Source organism: Corynebacterium sp. HMSC069E04, assembly GCF_001813175.1.
GTDB lineage: Bacteria > Actinomycetota > Actinomycetes > Mycobacteriales > Mycobacteriaceae > Corynebacterium > Corynebacterium aurimucosum.
Genome location: NZ_KV811711.1, coordinates 1 through 17,544, shown reverse-complemented (window position 1 = coordinate 17,544; position 17,544 = coordinate 1). Strand labels below are relative to the sequence as shown.

Sequence of the window (17,544 nt, the reverse complement as noted above, 5' to 3'; positions counted from 1 at the left end):
ATCTACGAGCGCGCCTCCACAAACTCCGCCACGCGCTCGACTGTCCGCAGACCGTAGAATTCGCGCACGCCAACCTCCACTCCCAGCTCTCCACGCAGCAGTGCGCAGAGCTTGATGACCGCCATGGAGTGCCCACCCATGTCAAAGTAATCAGCATCCACCGGCACGTCCTCGGGCTCAATATCTAGCGATTCGGCAAACAGCTCCGCCGTGATCTCCTCGGTTTCGTTCGCCGGTTCGCGGCCCTTCTCCGTGATCCTTTCTCCCTCACCCAGTGCAGCAAGGTCGGTCTTTCCATTCGACGTCACCGGCAACTCATCCACGATCGACCATCGATCCGGGATCATGTAGCTGGGCAGTTCCTCGCGCAATGCATTACGCACGCCAGTCAGGAAACTCTGCCGCTCCCCCTGGTCCGCATCGCGCAGTTGTGGGGCCACGAGGTGACAGGCCAGGAGTGTGGCGTCGGATATACGAACAGGAACGGTCACGCAGTGGAGGATGCGGGGATCAACGCCGCGGGACACGGCGGCCGAGACGTCGCCGGGATCCACGCGGTGACCACGAATTTTCACCTGATCGTCGCTGCGTCCGAGGTACTCGAACATGCCATCCGCACGCACGCGGACGATGTCTCCCGTGCGATACATCCGCTCACCCGGGGCGCCCCACGGGCAGGCGACCATGGAGCTGGCGGTGCGCGCCGCGAGCCCATGATACTCCTGCGCTAAGCCGCTGCCCGCGAGGTAGAGCTCACCCGGCGCTCCTGTAGGAACGGGGCGCAACCACGGGTCCAAAACGAACGCCGCCGTGCGATCCACCGGCATTCCGATCACGGGCGTGGCGCTCTCATCCGTGCCAGCACCCAGGGCGTTGATGGTGTACTCGGTGGGTCCATAGAGGTTGTATCCGCGCACGTCATCGGCCTTTCGCAAGGTCTCCCACACGCCGTGCGAGACAGCCTCGCCGCCCAAGAGCACCAGCCGCGGGCGATGCGCGCCGGATTCCAGCATCCCCTCCGCGAGCAGCTGCTCGGCAACGGTCGGGGTGACGTTGATGACATCCACCTGATGCGCGCGAATGGCCTCAACCATGGCCGCAGCATCGCGTCGCAAATCCTCGGAGAAGATCCGCACCTCGTGGCCTTCCACCAGCCAAAACAGCTCTTCCCACGACATATCGAAGGCGAAGCTGATGGCATGCGCGATCCGCAACGTCCGCCCATCGGCAGCAGCTGGGGCGAAGATCTTGCGCCGGTGATTGTCCAGCATGTTGTGCAGCCCGCGATGCTTGATCACCACGCCCTTGGGCTTGCCGGTCGATCCGGAGGTGTACATCAGGTAGGCATCGTCCCCGGGCACCGCCGCAGGCGTGTGGGTGGTGGCGTGGGAATCGGCAGTGGTGACGTCGACGCAAGGAAGCGCACCGATCCGCTCCATGCGCTCCCGAGAACTCGAGTCCACCAGCGCGGCTGCGGGCTGGCTGTCCTCCACGAGGACCCGGAGCCGCCCATCGGGGTGCGTCAGATCAAGCGGCGCGTAGCGCACCCCTGCCCACAGGGCTCCCAGCAGAGCCACCACCGAATGCGCGGAGCGCTCCACCGCAATGGCGACAGTATCGCCGCTGGTCACGCCGCAATTCTTGATCTTTTCCGCAATGTCGGAACAGCGAGCAATCAGCTCACCGAACGTCCACTGCTGTGCGTCATCCGCTAGCGCGATGCGATCTGGGAAGCGCTGGGCGGTGTCCTTGAGCTCATCCGCAATGGTGCGGTCAATGCCTTCGGCCTTCTGCCAGGAAGCCATCTGCTCCGTCGTGCTTTGCGGGGAAGAATCCTCCGCTCGGGCTGGCGCCAACTGGGCCAGCTGAGCGAGCGGGACCTCTGGTGTGTCCACAAACGCGGTCAGGACTTCGGTCGCGGCCTTGAGCACGGAATGTGCGAGGGACTCGTCCACCACGTCGTGGCGGAATTCCAGCTTGATGCCCAGCTTCGGCCCCGGAGTGAATACCCAGGTCAGAGGGAAGTGCGTGGAATCTTCCGCGCGCTCCTCCACAACCCCGTGGCGTTCCCGAAGTTCCGCTGCTGCCTGCGGATCGAGGAAGTTCTGCACCACCACCATGGAATCGAACAGCGTGCCTACCCCCAGCTGCCGCTGGATGGCGCCGAGGTCCGCGGAATCGTGGTCCATATCCTCGATGCGCTGGCGATAAACATCCTGGACCAGTTCTTCTATGCTCTGGCCGGGCCGAGCTGTCACTCGCACTGGCACTGTGTTGAGCAGCACTCCCACCACATCAGACATGGCGGGGTCGCTCAAGGCATCGCGGCCACTGACAGACTGACCAAACACCACATCCGAATCCCCTGTGACAGCACCCAAGGCCACGGCCACGGCTGCGTTGACCACGGAGGTCAACGTCACGGCCTGCGCCCGGATCTTTTCCTGCAGTGCGCCGGTCAGCTGCTCGCTGACCTCGGCAAACACCTGGCGAGGCAACTCGCTACCAGCGTGCTCTGAAGAGATATCCGCGGCCTGCGGGGCAACGAGCGTGGGCTGAGACAACGTCTCTAGGCGATGTACCCAATAGTCGCTATCTGCCTGCTCTTTGCGAGTGTCAACGGACTCGAGCAGGGCGTCAGCAATAGAACAACCGCGAGGAACCAACTCTCCCGCACCCTGCGTGCGGGCCTGGCCGGACCTCAACGTCAGCCTCTCGAGGAAGGTTTGCAGCATCACTGCACGCGACCAACCATCGACCAGAACCAGGTGGTAGGTAAGAAGCAGCGTGTCGCCAGGCTGTCCGTCACTTCGGCCGGTGACGATGGTTGCCTTCGCCAGCGGCACGGATGCGAGATCGATGCCCGCGCTGCGATCAGCGTGCATGATCGCCTCGAGATCCCCTTCGGTGGTCTCGACGGGGAGGTCAATGCCCTGTCCACTCCACGGCAAGTTCTGCACGGGTTGGCCGGAAGCATCGGTGTGGAACTCCGCGCCCATGGCTGGATGCACGGTCACTGTGTCCCGGAAGGCTTCCACCACGGCCTCGGCATCCAGTCTCCGGTCAAACGTCAACGCAGTCTGTGCAACGTAGGCACCCGGTGCTGCCACCTGTGACTGGAACCAGATTCCGCGCTGCAGCACGCTCAGCGGAGCGCGGCGTCCTGAGGATTGCTCGCGGCTGACGTGCTCCTGCAACTCGCGAGCAACCTCGCCGATGGCGCTGCGCAAACGCTCGGCGGAAATCACCGCATTCACCACGGACAGCTCCATGCTTACGGCCCGCTCGCTAGACCATACATCGGCCTCCACCAGGTAATCCGTCCACTGGCAGGCGGCATCGCCCGGCGCGTGGAGGACAGCGCCAGTCTCTCCCCGTCCGAGGTAGTTGACCAGGATCTGTGCCCCATGGGCCAGGGTTCGCTGCCCTTGCGGGTGTGTGTATCGCAGTGCCTGATAAGTGCGGCGGTCCGGGGCTGTGCCGTCCTCGTGGAGCGCGCGCATTTCCGCTGCGGCACGTGCTGCATCCGCTGGATCAGCCAACGGGATTTCCACCGGCGCGATGGTGGTAAACCATCCGAGGGTTCGACCATAGGAATGATCAGCCGGACGTCCGTGGCCTTCTACGTCCACGGCCCAGCTCCGCGCGTCCGTGCCCATTGTTCGAGCCACCGCGACGGTCACCAGTCCTGCCACGAGGTCCTGAACGTCCACACCCATCACGTCGGGTGCAACGCTCTGCAGGACCTGCGCGGTCTGTCCGTCAATGTTCACTTCGAGCGTGCTCACATGATCCGTACTCCACTGGTTCGAGTCCTCGACGGGCCGTGGCAGCGTAGCCAGTTCACTCCAGTGCAGGGCATCCTGAGCTGCTGCGGTGTGAGCATCGTGCAGTTCTTGCAGGCAAAGATCCTTGTAGCTCGCCTGCCCGGAGAGAATCCTGCGCCCTGCGAGCGCATCGCGCAGATCGTCTTCCAGAATCATCCAACTGGCGCTATCGATCACCGCGTGATGAGCAACGGCCTTGACGTACCCATCCACACACCCGAGCACCACGCTACGACCAGCAGCAATATCGATGTGATCGATCAATGCATCCACGTCCAAAGCCCGCACAACCATAGGGCCGTCTCCCTCGGCACCAACAAAGTGCGCGAACGCAGAACTGGTGTCCACGCGCGTACGAAGCATCGGATGTGCCTGCGCTACCTGCTGCAGGGCCTGTTCCAAGTCCTCCACAGCGACTGGCCCCAGATCCAAGCGGCGCGCCTGCACAAAGCGGTCGCTCATGCCTCTTTCCATCTGCCTGCGCAGCATCGCCGGGATGGGGAAAGCCCCCGAGATCTCCTGGTGCCCGTCCTTGGGCAGGGCTTCTTCCTGGCTCTGCCTTGTTTCCTGGATTTTCTGCTGGGTGGCCTGCGGCGTGACCCGCTCGGCAATCTTGCGTGGCGTGCGGCCCAAGAAGAAGTCCCGCGGAGTCACGTTGAGATCAGCGCGCGCCAGCGCGTGAGTAACGCGGATGGCAAGAATACTGTCTCCACCTAAGCGGAAGAAGTCCGAGTCCGGCTCCACCTCGGCGCGGTCCAAGCGAAGTGCATCAGCAATTGCCTGCGAGATCGCCTCCACCAGATCCGAGGTGCCCGAAGCCTCCTGAGCAGCAGGAATCTCACCCAGAAAGTCCAGGATCGCGCGCTCATCCCGCTTGCCATTGATGGTCTGCGGCACCTGCGTACTCACCGCGAATAGCTGCGGAACCATGTAGGCAGGGAGCGCGTCTCGGGCCGCTGCGGCAGCTCGGGAGGTGATCGCCTTTGCGTCGGCACGAGAATCCGTAATCAACAACGCACCTGGCACCTGGCCTTCGGGCAGATCGACGACCACCACGGTGGCCTCCCGCACACCGCTGACCTTCTCCAGCGCGCTCTCGATCTCCCCCAGCTCCACGCGATAACCGCGCAGCTGCACCTGCCTATCGGCGCGGCCCACGTAATCCAGATGACCGTTGTTCAGCACCTTTGCCATGTCATTGCTGCAGTACATCCGCGCGCCGCCGCCAACGAAAGGATCGGCCACGAAGCGGGAGGCCGTGGTAGAAGCAAGCCCCCAATAACCCGCGGTGACCTGCGGCCCGGCAACGTACATCATGCCGGTCTCTCCAGGCTGCACCGGCTGTAATTGCGCGTCCAGAACATAGGTACGCAACCCGTCCATCGGGCGGCCGATCGGGCTGCGGGCCTCCCCTGCATTCTCGGAGCATTCGTGTGCTGTGACGTGCACTGTCGTCTCCGTGATGCCATACATGTTGATAAACCGAACATTCGGATGAGCACTGCAGTAGGCAGCCTCTGCGCGGGCCTCCAAGGCCTCGCCGCCGAAGATCACCGTGCGCACCGCAGAGTCCTGCCCGAGGTGCGGCTCCAACGCGGCAAAGGCGGTTGGGGTCTGGCTCAGCACCGTGATGGCTTCGGCACGCAACACCTCTGCGGCATCCTCGGGCGAGCGCATCAGCGCATACGGCATCACCACGGCACGCCCGCCGGAGCTCAGCGCTGCCCACATCTCCCACACCGAAAAGTCAAAGGCGAAGCTGTGGCTGATCGACCACACGTCCTCCTGCGAAAACTCCACGTGGCTGCGAGCATTGCCCAGCATCGCGGTCACGTTGGCGTGTGTGACGGCCACGCCCTTCGGCCGCCCTGTGGAGCCGGAGGTGTAGATCACGTAGGCGATGTCATTGGCACGGGCCACGCTTGCCGACCGGCCCGCAGGCGGCTTCGCTTCCCCGCTCATCGTCTGTTCACTGACCACGAGGACGGGACAATCTACCAGCTCAGAGACCATTTTTTCCGCGCTGGGAGACACCAGCACGGCATCGGGCTGGCAATCCTCCAGGATCAATTCCACCCGCGCTTGCGGGGACAACGGATCCACGGGAACGTAGGTGCCGGCGGACATCGTGGTCGCCAGAATGGCCGCAACCTGCCACGCATCGCGCTCCATGAGCAGGGCTACTCTCGGGGTGTGGATGGCAACCTTCCGGTCCAGCACAGCGCGTATACGCTGAGCGGCGTCGTCTAGTTCTTCGTAGGTCCAATGCTCCGCAGCACCGTCTTCTCCGATGCTGGTCAGGGCGGGCCGGTCGCGGAAATGTTCGAAGCTGCGTCGCCACAAAGAAGGAAGCGTGTCCACACCAGATACCGCACCCAACGCCTCTGCAACCTCACCCACGGTCGCCACCGCACCGGATTCAGACAGCAAAGAATCCACACTCACCGCGAGCATCTGCGCGATCCTTTCGGCACGTACCTCGGTGATTCGCTGCGGATCGTAGATCAGGCGCAGTGGGTGCTCAGCGGAAGGGTTGACCACGACGGACAGGGGAAAGTGCGGCGCGCCATTGTTGCGCACGTCAGCAACCTGTAGTGGCGAGCCGGGGCAGCCCACGTCCTGTGGAGATAGCGGCACCTCCACCACCATCAACGTATCCAGCAGTTCGCTGGCGTTGGTTCCCAGGTCGCGGGCAATATCAGCCAGGCTGACGTGCTGCACATCGCGGACCTGATTGTTGTGATGGACCATGGCGTGCAGCATGCTGGTCACCGGCAGGGTGGGATCAGATTGCCCCGGCGCGACCACCGGGATGGTGTTGAGCTGCATGCCCACGGCATCGGCCACGCCAGGAACGGGAATGTCGCGGCCGGAAACGGAAGTGGCAAACACCACGTCAGCCCCAGGTTCGCAGCCCACCAAGGTGCGAAGGACCAGCCCCCACGCCGCGTGCACCACATCCGGCAGGCCCACACCCGCTGCCCGAGCACGCTCAGACAAGCCAACAGTCCGCGGATCGTCTACCAGCAACTCCCGGCGCTCGAGCGAACTCGAAGGATTAGGGCACAGCACCGTGGGGCGTACCTCGCGCATTTCCTCGCGCCAGACGGACATATCGGCTTCCGCGTCTCTGCGCGCCACCCATCGCACGCTGCCGGCCATTCCGGCGTCCGGGTCGTAGCGCGGGATCCGGGCATCGTCATCCCGGTAGATCTCCAGGAGATCCCGCAGCATGATGGGCACGGACCATCCGTCGGCGATCAGGTGATGCACCGTCTGGATCACGGCGATGTCCTGGCCACACACCGCACCATCGACACTGGTCGGGAGCACAACGGTCCATCGCATGAGCGGCTCGGGCGCGGCATCACCGGGCGGCTGCAAGGAGATTCCCCGCGAGATGTCGTCAGCGGCAATCTCCTCCGCACGCTGCGCGAGCCAACCCTCCAATCCAGCCTCAGCCAACTCAGCAGGCACCGTCACCTCCCGAAAGTCCACCCGCAGATGCTCGGCAATCCCCGGATCAATCACGGCAACCACATCGCCACCGTCAGTTTCCCAAGGGCGGGTGCTCAGTGCGGGGTGGCGTCGGATCAAATTACGCGCAGCGCGAGCGAATCGCTCCCGGTCAAACGGTTCGCTGCATTCCACCCGCAAGACCTGTTGCTCCACATACGAACTGGCCGATTCCTCGAATAGCGAGTGGAAGTACATGCCGTGCTGCAGCGGGGTCAGCGGCAGCACGTCCTGCAGCTCCGCGGAGCTCTGTGCAGTGATTCGTGCCAGGTCCGCAGAGTTCACGGTTGCGGGGGCAACGTCGCCCACGGACAACACGCCGTGATCGGCAAGCGCTGCCACCTCGCGCAATGCCACATCCCAGTGCGCGACCAATTCGTCGATCCGTTCGGGGGAGATCCTGCCGCGCGCCCAGGAGATCGTGGTGCGCAGGACGTATCCCTCGCCGGTGTCTTCGGCGATCGCGTTGAACTCCAGCTCGCGGACCAACGGCTGGTCCGGGTCGCGTTGCTCGCCGAGTTGGCCGGTGGAACCCGCGGGAGCGAAATCTTGTGCTCCTGCGGATACGCGCCCCAAGTAGTTGAACAGCACCTGTGCCTGCGGAGGGGTCTTCGCGGACTGATGCAACCAGGTGTGGGCCTGGTAAGGAACGCCGTTGCCGGGGATGGCCGCGAGCTGGTCTTTCACTGCATTGAGTGCCAGCGCTAGCGGCGCGATGTGGCCCTCGGTCGCCGCGGAAGCCTCCTGCACTGCCGCCCGGGTGGGGTCGATCAGCATGGGATATAGGCAGGTGAACCAGCCCACGGTGCGTGAGAGGTCCGCTTCCCTGCCCTGTGGCCCGGGTACGAATCGGGTTTCGCGGCCGTGCCCCTCCATCTCCACCAGGGTCCATGTTTGTTTGTTTCGACGCCAACGCGCCAACGCCACGCTCAATGCCGTAAGCAATACGGAATTCGCCCCCGTGCGGAAAGCGTGGGGCACCGCACCCAGTAATTCGTCCGTGATCTGCACTGATGCCTCATGTACCACGCTGCGCTCCTCACGGACTGTGGGCGCTTTCTCGGGACTATCAGCAAGCGCTGGCACCTGCGGGTCCCGCAGAGGTTCATCCGCACTCGGCAATGGAGGCAGGGAACTATTGGCATCCTCCGCGAATTCGCCAGTATCAACGGCCTGTTGCAGCAGCTGCGTCCATCGGCGCAGGGACGTCCGCTCCGGCGCGAGCTGTTCCCCGCGATACGCCGCGGCGAGGTCCTCGCCGATAATGTTCCATGACACGCCATCGACCACCAGGTGATGCACCACCAGGCGCAATCTTCCGGGCACCAGCCCAGCCGCTACCACCACTCCGACTGCCGGATCCAGCAGTTCAGAAAGCGCAGCGATGTCCGTGGTGGGGTGGATCGCCACCGCTTCTTCGCCAGGACCCTCCGGGAGTTCCAGCCGCAAGGGATTCCGCTGCACACGGGCCCGCAGTGCAGGGTGCGCCTGCAGCACGTCAGCCACCATTCGCCCGGCCAGCTGCGCATCCACATCTTCTGGAACTGAAAACTCCACGGACTGAATGAAGCCGTCCACGTGATCAGTAATGGAATCGAACCAGCGCAGAATCGGCAGCGACTGCACCTCACCGGTTGGTTCATCGTCTGGATCCTGCACGAAGGTTCCGCGCTCTTCGGCGCACCGAGCCAGTTGCTGTGGAGTGCGCGCAGAGAAAATATCTCCCACACTCACCTCCACCCCGCGCCGTCCCAGAGCCGAGACCAGGGTGATGGCCCGCAGGCTATCGCCACCGATATCGAAGAAGTCCGTCTCCGCACCCACCGCGCTAACCCCCAATGCTTCAGCCATTGCCTCCGCGAGCAGAGCAACGGTTTCCCCGTCACGTTCAGCATCGGCCGGGGCATCAGTGAGCGAGCTCCAATCAGGTTCCGGCAGTGCCTTCCGATCCACTTTTCCGTTGGCCGTCCGCGGCAACTCATCCATGACGGTGATAATCGCGGGCACCATGTATTCGGGCAGTACCTCGGCACACCAACTACGGATCGCAGCACCCACGAGGCCCGCAGTCACCGTCACGTAGCCCAGCAGTCGCCCCTCCCGAGCAATCACGCTCGCCGCCTCCACATCTGGGTGTCCCACCAGCGCAGATTCCACGTCCTCCAACTCCAGACGCATGCCACGGATTTTCACCTGATTATCGGCCCGCCCCACGAATTCCAGCGAGCCGTCGTTGTGCCGGCGCACCAGGTCTCCCGTGCGGTACATCCGGGTTCCGTCCGACGCAAACACATCCGCAACAAAGCGGCTGGCCGTGAGTCCTGGGGCATTGATATACCCCTTGGCCAGCAGGAATCCGGCCACATAGAGTTCACCAATTTCTTGGTCTGGAACCACCCGCAGGTGCTCATCGAGCACATAGAGCCGACAGTTGGGATTGGCCACACCGATGCTCGTGTTGAGGCGATCCTCGTCGTCACGGTAGATGACGTGGGAGACACCGATGGTAGCTTCCGCTGGCCCGTACCCGTGGTACAGCGGGATGGCCAGCTGCTGGCGAAAGCGACGGAACAGCGCCTGGGTGAGCATCTCTCCGCCACACCAGACATGCCGCAAGCTGTCTAATAGATTCGTGCCTTCGGCCTGTTTGAGCATGACGTCGAGAACACTCGAAACCAGATACGCAAACGTCACGCCCTCGCGATGGATGAGGCGGGCCAAGCGTTGGGGGTCTTGCTCCACGCCCGGCGCGGCCACCACCACGCGGCCCCCGCAAACCAGCGGCAGGAAGATCTCATTGATGGAGATATCAAAGGCCAGCGGTGCCTTGAACAGGGAGGCATCATCGCGGCCGAAGAACAGGATCTGATCGCGCTGCCAGAGCAAGCGCTCCACGATCGCACCGTGGCGGATCATTGCGCCCTTTGGGCGGCCGGTGCTGCCAGAGGTAAAGATGACGTACGCAACGCTGTCCGTGGACGGCGGGGTGAACAGCTCGCGGGTGGCATCGAGGTCGAATAGCGCGTCTTCGGTGAGCGCGCAGTTGTCCGGCGTGAGTACGAAGCTCAGGCTGGCATCGTGGGTGACGGATTCCCGGCGCGCCTGCGGCCACGAGGGGTCTAGCGGGACAAAACTGCCACCGGCGAGCAACGTGGCGACGATACCCACCACCATCTCCGCGCTGCGCGGCAGGGAGATTCCCACACTCTGACCAGCGTCAATACCGTGTTCCCGCAAATTTCGCGCTACAGCAGTTGCATGGGCGACGAGCTGCGCATAGGTCAGTCTGTGCCGGTCATCCACCACTGCGAGCGCATCCGGGGTCTCCTGCGCATGCTGCAGGAGCAGGCTAATCAGGTCCGGGCGATCGCGATCCTGATCCGTGTCATTCCATATGCGCTGCTGGGCGATCCGATCCTGTTCACTGCGGCCATGACCGATGACGGCGCCGCCATCTCGAGAAGCAAGCGTATCGCCAGAGGAAAACGGAGTGTGAGCAGACGATCGGGTGGGCACAAAGAGCCTTTCGGTTGATGGGGAAACAGGGAATCAGACGCGGATGGCGGACGTCGGGCTAGGTGTCAGCCAACCTCAAGCGGAGCACGGCTCGGGAAAATCAGCCTGCGATCAGGTGCGAAGAATCCCGATGTTGCTCGGAGCGGAGATCTTCATCCGCCGGCGCACGATGCGTGCGTTGCTGACCCGTGATGGCCTCCACCAGTTCCCCGGAGCGGGTCGCGATGTTGGAGAGCAACGTGGAACCGAGTCCATGCGTGGCCTCAGTTGCTCCCTGCACGAAGAGTCCTGGCACGCGCTCGCCATTGAGCACGGCGCCGTAATCCCTAGTGACGGTGAATTCTTCACTGCCGTGACTATCAGCGTGAATCCCCGCAAGACCGCGAGATCGGAAGCCCGTGGCGCACACCACCACGTCAAAGTTTTCTGTCACCACGTCTCCGGTTACTCGGTGGCGAATGTCCACGTCGACGCTGCCGTCGGAACAATTACGCGCACCGAGCACCTCCGTGGTCCGGCGAATATCGAGCCGCTGACGCCCGGTGACGCTTTCCCGATACTGACGGTCGTGGAGCTCATCGAGGAGCTCAGATTCCACGCAGGCGTAATTGGTGTACCGGTGGCGGATCAACAGCTCGTTGCGGATCGCATCGGGCGCATGGAAGAAGTCATCAACGGCCTCCGGGTCGAACACCCGATTGGCGAAGGGGCTGTCATCGGCGGGGATGAAGCCGTAGCTGTTCAAGCTGCCCGTGACGGTATCGATATGCGGGCAATCGTGGAAGTACCGGATGGCCTCGGCTGCGGACTGGCCCGCGCCGATCACCAAAGCTCGGCGGATATCCCACCCACTGTTCAGCAGCTTCTTGGTGCGCGGGAGCAAATCGATGTTGTGGAAGATGCGCGAGGTGTCCAAGGAGCTGTCCTCTGCCCACGCAGGCATCTTGGCTTCCAGCCCGCGGGCAACCACCACGTTGCGGCAGCGAATGGACTCCGACTGCTGAGCTCGCTGCCCTTCGGACTCACCGCTTCCTAACTTCCTGCGGACGTGCACCACAAACGAGCTCCGTCTGCGGCCAGTTCCGGAAGCGTCTCGATGGACGTCACGGTGGTGTTGTACTGCGTGTCCACGGTGATGTGATCCGCGATCCATCGGAGGTAATCGGCGAATTCCACGCGTTCCGGGGTGAAGGTTTGGCGGTTAATGAAATCAATCAAGCGGTCGCTGTGATGCAAGTAGTTGATGAAGCTGAAGCGGCTCTGCGGATTGCGCACCGTAACCAGGTCTTTAAGGAAGCTGATCTGCATGTTGGATCCTTCGAGGAGCATGCCTGGGTGCCAGTTGAATTCCGGGCGGGCTTCCACAAAGAGTGCATCGAGTTCTGGAGCTTGCTCTTCGATAGCTACCGCGAGCCCGAGGTTTCCGGGGCCGATGCCGATCCCGACGATGTCGCGGACGGAATTTTCGTGGGTACTGCGCTCTGCGGATGTCTGAGCTTGACGATCGATGATGGTCACTATGACCTCTCTGTAGGATGCGCCAACCAACTTCTTAGGGTAGGCAATGCAAAGGGTAGGCTAACCTATCTTCTATTGCTCAACAACCCCCTAGCGGGAATTGCTCACCCCGCGTCCGCAAACTCCCAGCTAGAGGCTTCACATCAACTACGTCCTCGGCTACCGACTGGAAGGCCCTCCCCACACACAGGACCACCGTGGTACGCCCGCGGCGAATATCTCTCACCGCACGCGCCACTTTCATGCCCGTCATTGAATCCACTGACGAGACCGGATCAACCATCACCAACATCTCCGGCTCAGCCAGTAGCGCTCGTGCCAATCCCAGCCGCTGCCGCTGACCACCGGAAAGATTGCGCGCACCTTCGGTCAGCTCGTGATCCAATACCCCGGCTGAATGAGCCGCCCCCGGCGCCAGTTCATCGAGCCCTAAGGCGTTAAGAATGTCTACTGCATCCTCCGCCCTGCCCTCTCCAGAGCTCCGCAGCACCGCCTGCCCCACTGTGTCCCCAAACAATGCCGGCTTCCGAGGCTCGGCAAGCACAGCGGAACGCACATCGTCTACCGAGATCTCGCAAATATCGCGCCCCCGGATCCACAGTTGTTGAGTTTGTGGCCTAGTCAGGGAGCCAAGCTCCATCGACTCCCCCGCGACCAACGCATCCACCAGAGCATCTGCCCATGCGGCTGAACAGTGCACCACCGTCAGTCGCCCCTCTGCGAACGCCACGGAAGCCTGCTCTGATCCCTCGACCTCGCCGTCTCCTTCGGCCTCACCGTCTCCACCGCGCATGGAAATGGCAGGCGTGCCAATCTGAGCAGATGGCACGCCCTGCCCCTCACGCAGCCGCTGAGCTTCCGCCACGCGCTGCAGCCTCCGAACGGAAGCCCTCGCCAATCCAATGAAGCGCGGCATTCTGCTGCACTGCCGCATCGGCTCCGCGATAAATTGTGACAGCGCCACCACGGTGACCAACTCCCCCAACGTCACATCGCCGGAAATGGTTCGATAGCCCGCGTACAGGCCCACCGCACTCAGCAACAGCACATTGCTGCCCATCGCCACGGCTTCATAACCTCCGCTGACCCACGCGAGCTTCCGAGCATCCGCACACGCCTCTTCAGATTTACGCGCATATCCACGGTAGGCCGGATGCGCGCCAGCCACTCCCGAGATCACCGGCAGCCCCTGCAGAATGTCGGTCATGCGCGCGGTCACTCGCGCGAGCAGAGTTTGTTGCCGCTCCGCGCGGCGTTCAATGATCTGAGACAGCCGGTGCAGGACTATCAACACCACCGCGCTGAGCACCAACACCACCACTCCCAGTGGCAGATCAATCAGCGCCAGAACAATCGTGCAGAAAATGGCTCCCACCAGCGCACTGATCCCCACCGGGACCACTTCGATGATGTCTACCGCCTGCACCACGTCTTCACCCACCACCGTGGGCAATTCCTGGCGAGGCAGACTGTCCGCATCGTCGGAATGCCCACCATGGCTCACCACCTGCGAGGTGATGCCTGCCCGCAATTCACATACGTTCCGAGCCGACGTAGCCTGCAGTATCCGGAACCCTGTCTGCCAGCTCACAGACACCGTCGCCAGCGTAGCGCCTAAGGCTGCGATTCCACCCACCAGGTGCCACACATTCTCGCTAGCGATAAGACTGTGCGCCAACCATCCCAGTAACACCGCAATCATGGCTTCTGCCACGTGGTAGATGCTCAGCAACAAGCCACTCAGAGCCATCGCGCGAGAATTTTTTCTGACCAGCCCGCGCAGCGTCACCACCTTGTTGTCAGACACGCGCCTGCCTCCCCTGCTCATTCCAGGCGGTCCACATATCGGCATATGTTCCGTTTCTTGCTGCCAGCTCCTCGTGCGTACCTGTTTCCACCACGCGCCCGCGCTCCATCACCACCACGCTATCGGCGGAGGTTGCTTGGCTGAGCCGGTGCGCAATCACCATCGCCGTCCGTCCGCGGATCGCCGCGCGGGCAGCGTCCTCCAAGGACATCGAAAAGGCCTCGTGTGATTGCTGTGTTTCCTCGAGGTCACCGTCATCTTCGGCCGTTGATTCGTCAAGAATGACGACGCCAGCCCGAGACAATGCCACCCTGGCCAGCGCCAGACGCTGTGCCGCCACCGCATCTACGTGCAGGCCCCCTTCGCCCAGCATTGTGTCTAAGCCCTGCTTGTCGCCATGGGACAAGGATGTGCACCAATCTTCCGCACCGGTTCGGCGCAGCGCATCCCATATTTCTGCGTCGCTGGCACCTTCGGCTGCCAGCAGGAGATTATCGCGCAAACTCATCGCGAAGACGTAGTTTTCCTGGGAGGCAACGCAAAAGATCGAGCTTCTTTCTTGCGCACTCATTCCCACCACGTCGCACCCCCCAACGGTGATCACACCCGGCTCTGCCATCTCGAGGGTTCCAGAGACAATTTCCGCAACCGTGGACTTGCCAGCTCCCGATCCGCCGACCACGCATACCGTGCACCCCGCAGGGATGTGGAACGCCAAGTCATGCAAGATCTCTGGGCCATCCTCGTACCGATAATTCAGGCCCTTGACCTCTACAGCTGGACTCTGCCGATGCGAGGAGTAGTCATCAATCGGCTGTGGCGTATCCGCACCCGCGCAGCGAATGAGTCCCACGATGCGCCCCAAGGCCGCCCCGCTGCGCTGCAGTTCATCAAAGGTGAACAGAATCGTGCCGATCGGCACGAACTGACGGTGGAACAGAATCAACGCTGCCGAGATCTCGCCCACCGTCACCGCATCTTCGCGGAAGAGCAACCAGCCTACGACAGACAGGGCTGACAACCCCATGAACTCCGCGAAGTTCTCCCGCGCCACCAGCCCGGAAAACACACGAAACGCAGCGATTGATTCGTCCCGCGAAGCCTGCGCGTAGCGCCTGGTGAGACCTTGGCGGCTATCCACCAGCCGATGCGAACGAACCGAACGAATGCCCTCCATAGAACCTTGCAAGGAACCGATGACACCGGCTTCTAATTCGCGTTGGCGTCGATACAAAGGGGCAGAACGAGGAAGATACCATCGCAACCCCAGCGCATAGAACGGAATCCCGCACAGCCCCGCCAACGCGAGGCGCCAATCCAACCCCGCTATTCCAGCGCTGGCCACCACGACCATCACCAGCGCGCTGAGGGTCGATGGAACCGACTTGCGGGCACTGCTCACCAGCGCGGCGACATCCGCACCAACTCGGCCCAGCACCTCTCCCCGGCCCAGGGACTCCACCGTGGTGGAAGGCAGATTCAGCACCGCGGCGACGGCGCGCTCACGCAACTTCGCAACTACCTGGGCAATCGTCACACCCGTCAGCGCCTCCGCAAGGCCAGCGACAACGGCAGTACCAACACACGCCACGGCAGCCCACACAATCACCTTCAGCACGCCAGACTTGCCGTCACCGGCGGCTACCGCATCGATGACGCTGGCCAGCAGATAAATGGGCGCCAGAGAGAGCAAGGCACCGGCGAAAGTGAACAGCACCGCACTAATTGCTGGAGTTGCGGTGCGACGGAGCAGGCGGCCAATCTCCGCAGCGGACTCACCAGGCGAAGCAGTGGGAAGTACGGCACTCACTTAAGCGTGAGACTTTCCTGCCGGTTGCAAGGTGGTCCACTCGCGGTCGATGAACTCCATCGCCTCGTCCCGCGATACCCCGCCGTCTACGCCACGGGAAGGGTCTCCCAGAGCCACGGTCCATCCGTCTGGCACGGCGGCGAACGTAGGCCACAACGAGTACTGTCCCTCGTCGTTGATAAGGGCGAAGAAGCTGCCCTGTTCGTCATCAAACGGGTTGCTAGACAACACGCGCTCCTTGTCTCATGATGCGGAAATAACGGGTTTATGGGCTGCGTTGGCCAAAGTGGTGGCACAAGTGCAGCAAGCGTGAATTAACTTAGCATAACCTAATATGCAGCTTTTGAGGGTTAAGTAAAGAAAAGTGGAGAGTGTCCGATTGTTTGTGTGCGGGGGCTTGGTTTACAAGTAGTCCGCGAATCGGTCGGGGTATGCCACAGCTAGTTGGTTGATGGCTTGTTTCCACCCGGTGGCTTTCGCCCCTTCAACATAGCCGTTGCATTCGATGTCGCGCTTTGCTTTCTTCGCTCGCTGGGCAGCGCGCTTGTCTTCGATGTTGCAGATCATCAACCACAGCGTTTTCAGCGCCGCGGTGTCGTTCGGGAATTGCCCGCGGTTACGGGTAGCTTTACGCAGTTCAGCGTTGAGCGATTCGATCGAATTCGTGGTGTAGAGCACCCGGCGGGCCGCTGGCGGGAACTGTAAAAACGGCACGAACCGGTCCCAGGCGTCGCGCCAGACTTTGACCGATTGCGGGTATCTCTGGCCCAGTTCACTGGCCTGGAACGCGTCCAGGCTGGCACGTGCGGTGTCCTCGTTGGCGGCCGTGTAGACCTCACGTAGCGCACGGGAGACAGATTTGCGGTCCTGATGCGACACCCACCGGTTCGAAGCCCGAATCAGGTGCACAATGCAGGTTTGCACCATGGAATTCGGCCAGGTTGCCTCGACAGCTTCCGGCAAGCCTTTGAGCCCGTCGCAGCACACGATGAACACGTCCTGGACACCACGGTTGGCCAGATCCGCGCACACCGATGCCCAGAATGCAGCGCCTTCATTATCGGCAATCCACAATCCCAGGATGTGCTTGATGCCGTCCATGTCGACACCAACCGCCATGTAGCAGGCCTTATTGACCACGCGGTGACCGTCACGGATTTTCACGCGTAGCGCGTCGAGGAAGATCACCGGGTAAAACTCGTCGAGCTGGCGGTTTTGCCAGATCATGACCTCGTCTAACACCGCATCGGTAATGGTGCTGATCGTATCCGGGCTCATATCCACCCCGAGCGTGGTCGCGAGGTGATGCTGAATATCGCGCACTGTCATCCCACCGGCGTATAGCGAGACGATCATGTCGTCGAGCTCTGTGAGCCGACGTGCGCCCTTGGGCACCATCTTCGGAGTAAACGTGCCGGCACGATCCCTGGGCACGGTCACTTCCACCGCGCCGTAGCCAGAATTGACGGTCTTGGTGTACGACCCGTTGCGGTGATTGCCGCCGTGCACGGGTTCAACCTGGGTGAAGTGCCCCGAGTTTTGTTCCTAGG

6 protein-coding genes and 1 pseudogene are annotated in these 17,544 nt (G+C 62.4%); all 7 read right to left on the bottom strand.

The genetic code is table 11. The features are described 5' to 3' along the window. Nucleotides 1–2: 2 nt before the first annotated feature. Complete coding sequence (locus HMPREF2896_RS12105) at nt 3–10,859, bottom strand: non-ribosomal peptide synthetase (protein WP_070719635.1); 10,857 nt, start codon at nt 10,857–10,859, stop codon at nt 3–5. Nucleotides 10,860–10,959: 100 nt separating this feature from the next. Continuing rightward, on the bottom strand, nt 10,960–11,916 hold the full coding sequence (locus tag HMPREF2896_RS12100; protein WP_256375600.1) for a SidA/IucD/PvdA family monooxygenase: 957 nt from the start codon (nt 11,914–11,916) through the stop codon (nt 10,960–10,962). Then, nucleotides 11,892–12,377 (bottom strand): SidA/IucD/PvdA family monooxygenase, encoded by a 486-nt coding sequence (locus HMPREF2896_RS13150; RefSeq protein WP_256375599.1) that lies wholly within the window; start codon nt 12,375–12,377, stop codon nt 11,892–11,894. Before HMPREF2896_RS13150 ends, HMPREF2896_RS12100 begins: the two co-directional genes overlap by 25 nt. A gap of 79 nt (nt 12,378–12,456) precedes the next feature. Then, the gene (locus HMPREF2896_RS12095) at nt 12,457–14,127 is read right to left on the bottom strand and encodes an ABC transporter transmembrane domain-containing protein (protein WP_237744781.1); all 1,671 of its coding nucleotides are present in this window, start codon (nt 14,125–14,127) and stop codon (nt 12,457–12,459) included. Between the two features lie 49 nt (nt 14,128–14,176). Continuing rightward, nucleotides 14,177–15,994: an ABC transporter ATP-binding protein gene (locus HMPREF2896_RS12090; RefSeq protein WP_246823009.1), complete on the bottom strand. Its 1,818-nt coding sequence runs from the start codon at nt 15,992–15,994 to the stop codon at nt 14,177–14,179. Further along, a complete protein-coding gene (locus HMPREF2896_RS12085; RefSeq protein WP_011274127.1) occupies nt 15,995–16,222 on the bottom strand; it encodes an MbtH family protein in 228 nt (75 codons plus the stop codon). 174 nt (nt 16,223–16,396) lie between these two features. Further along, nucleotides 16,397–17,491 (bottom strand): annotated as a pseudogene (locus HMPREF2896_RS12080) (IS256 family transposase); the annotation flags it as partial. Nucleotides 17,492–17,544 lie beyond the last annotated feature (53 nt).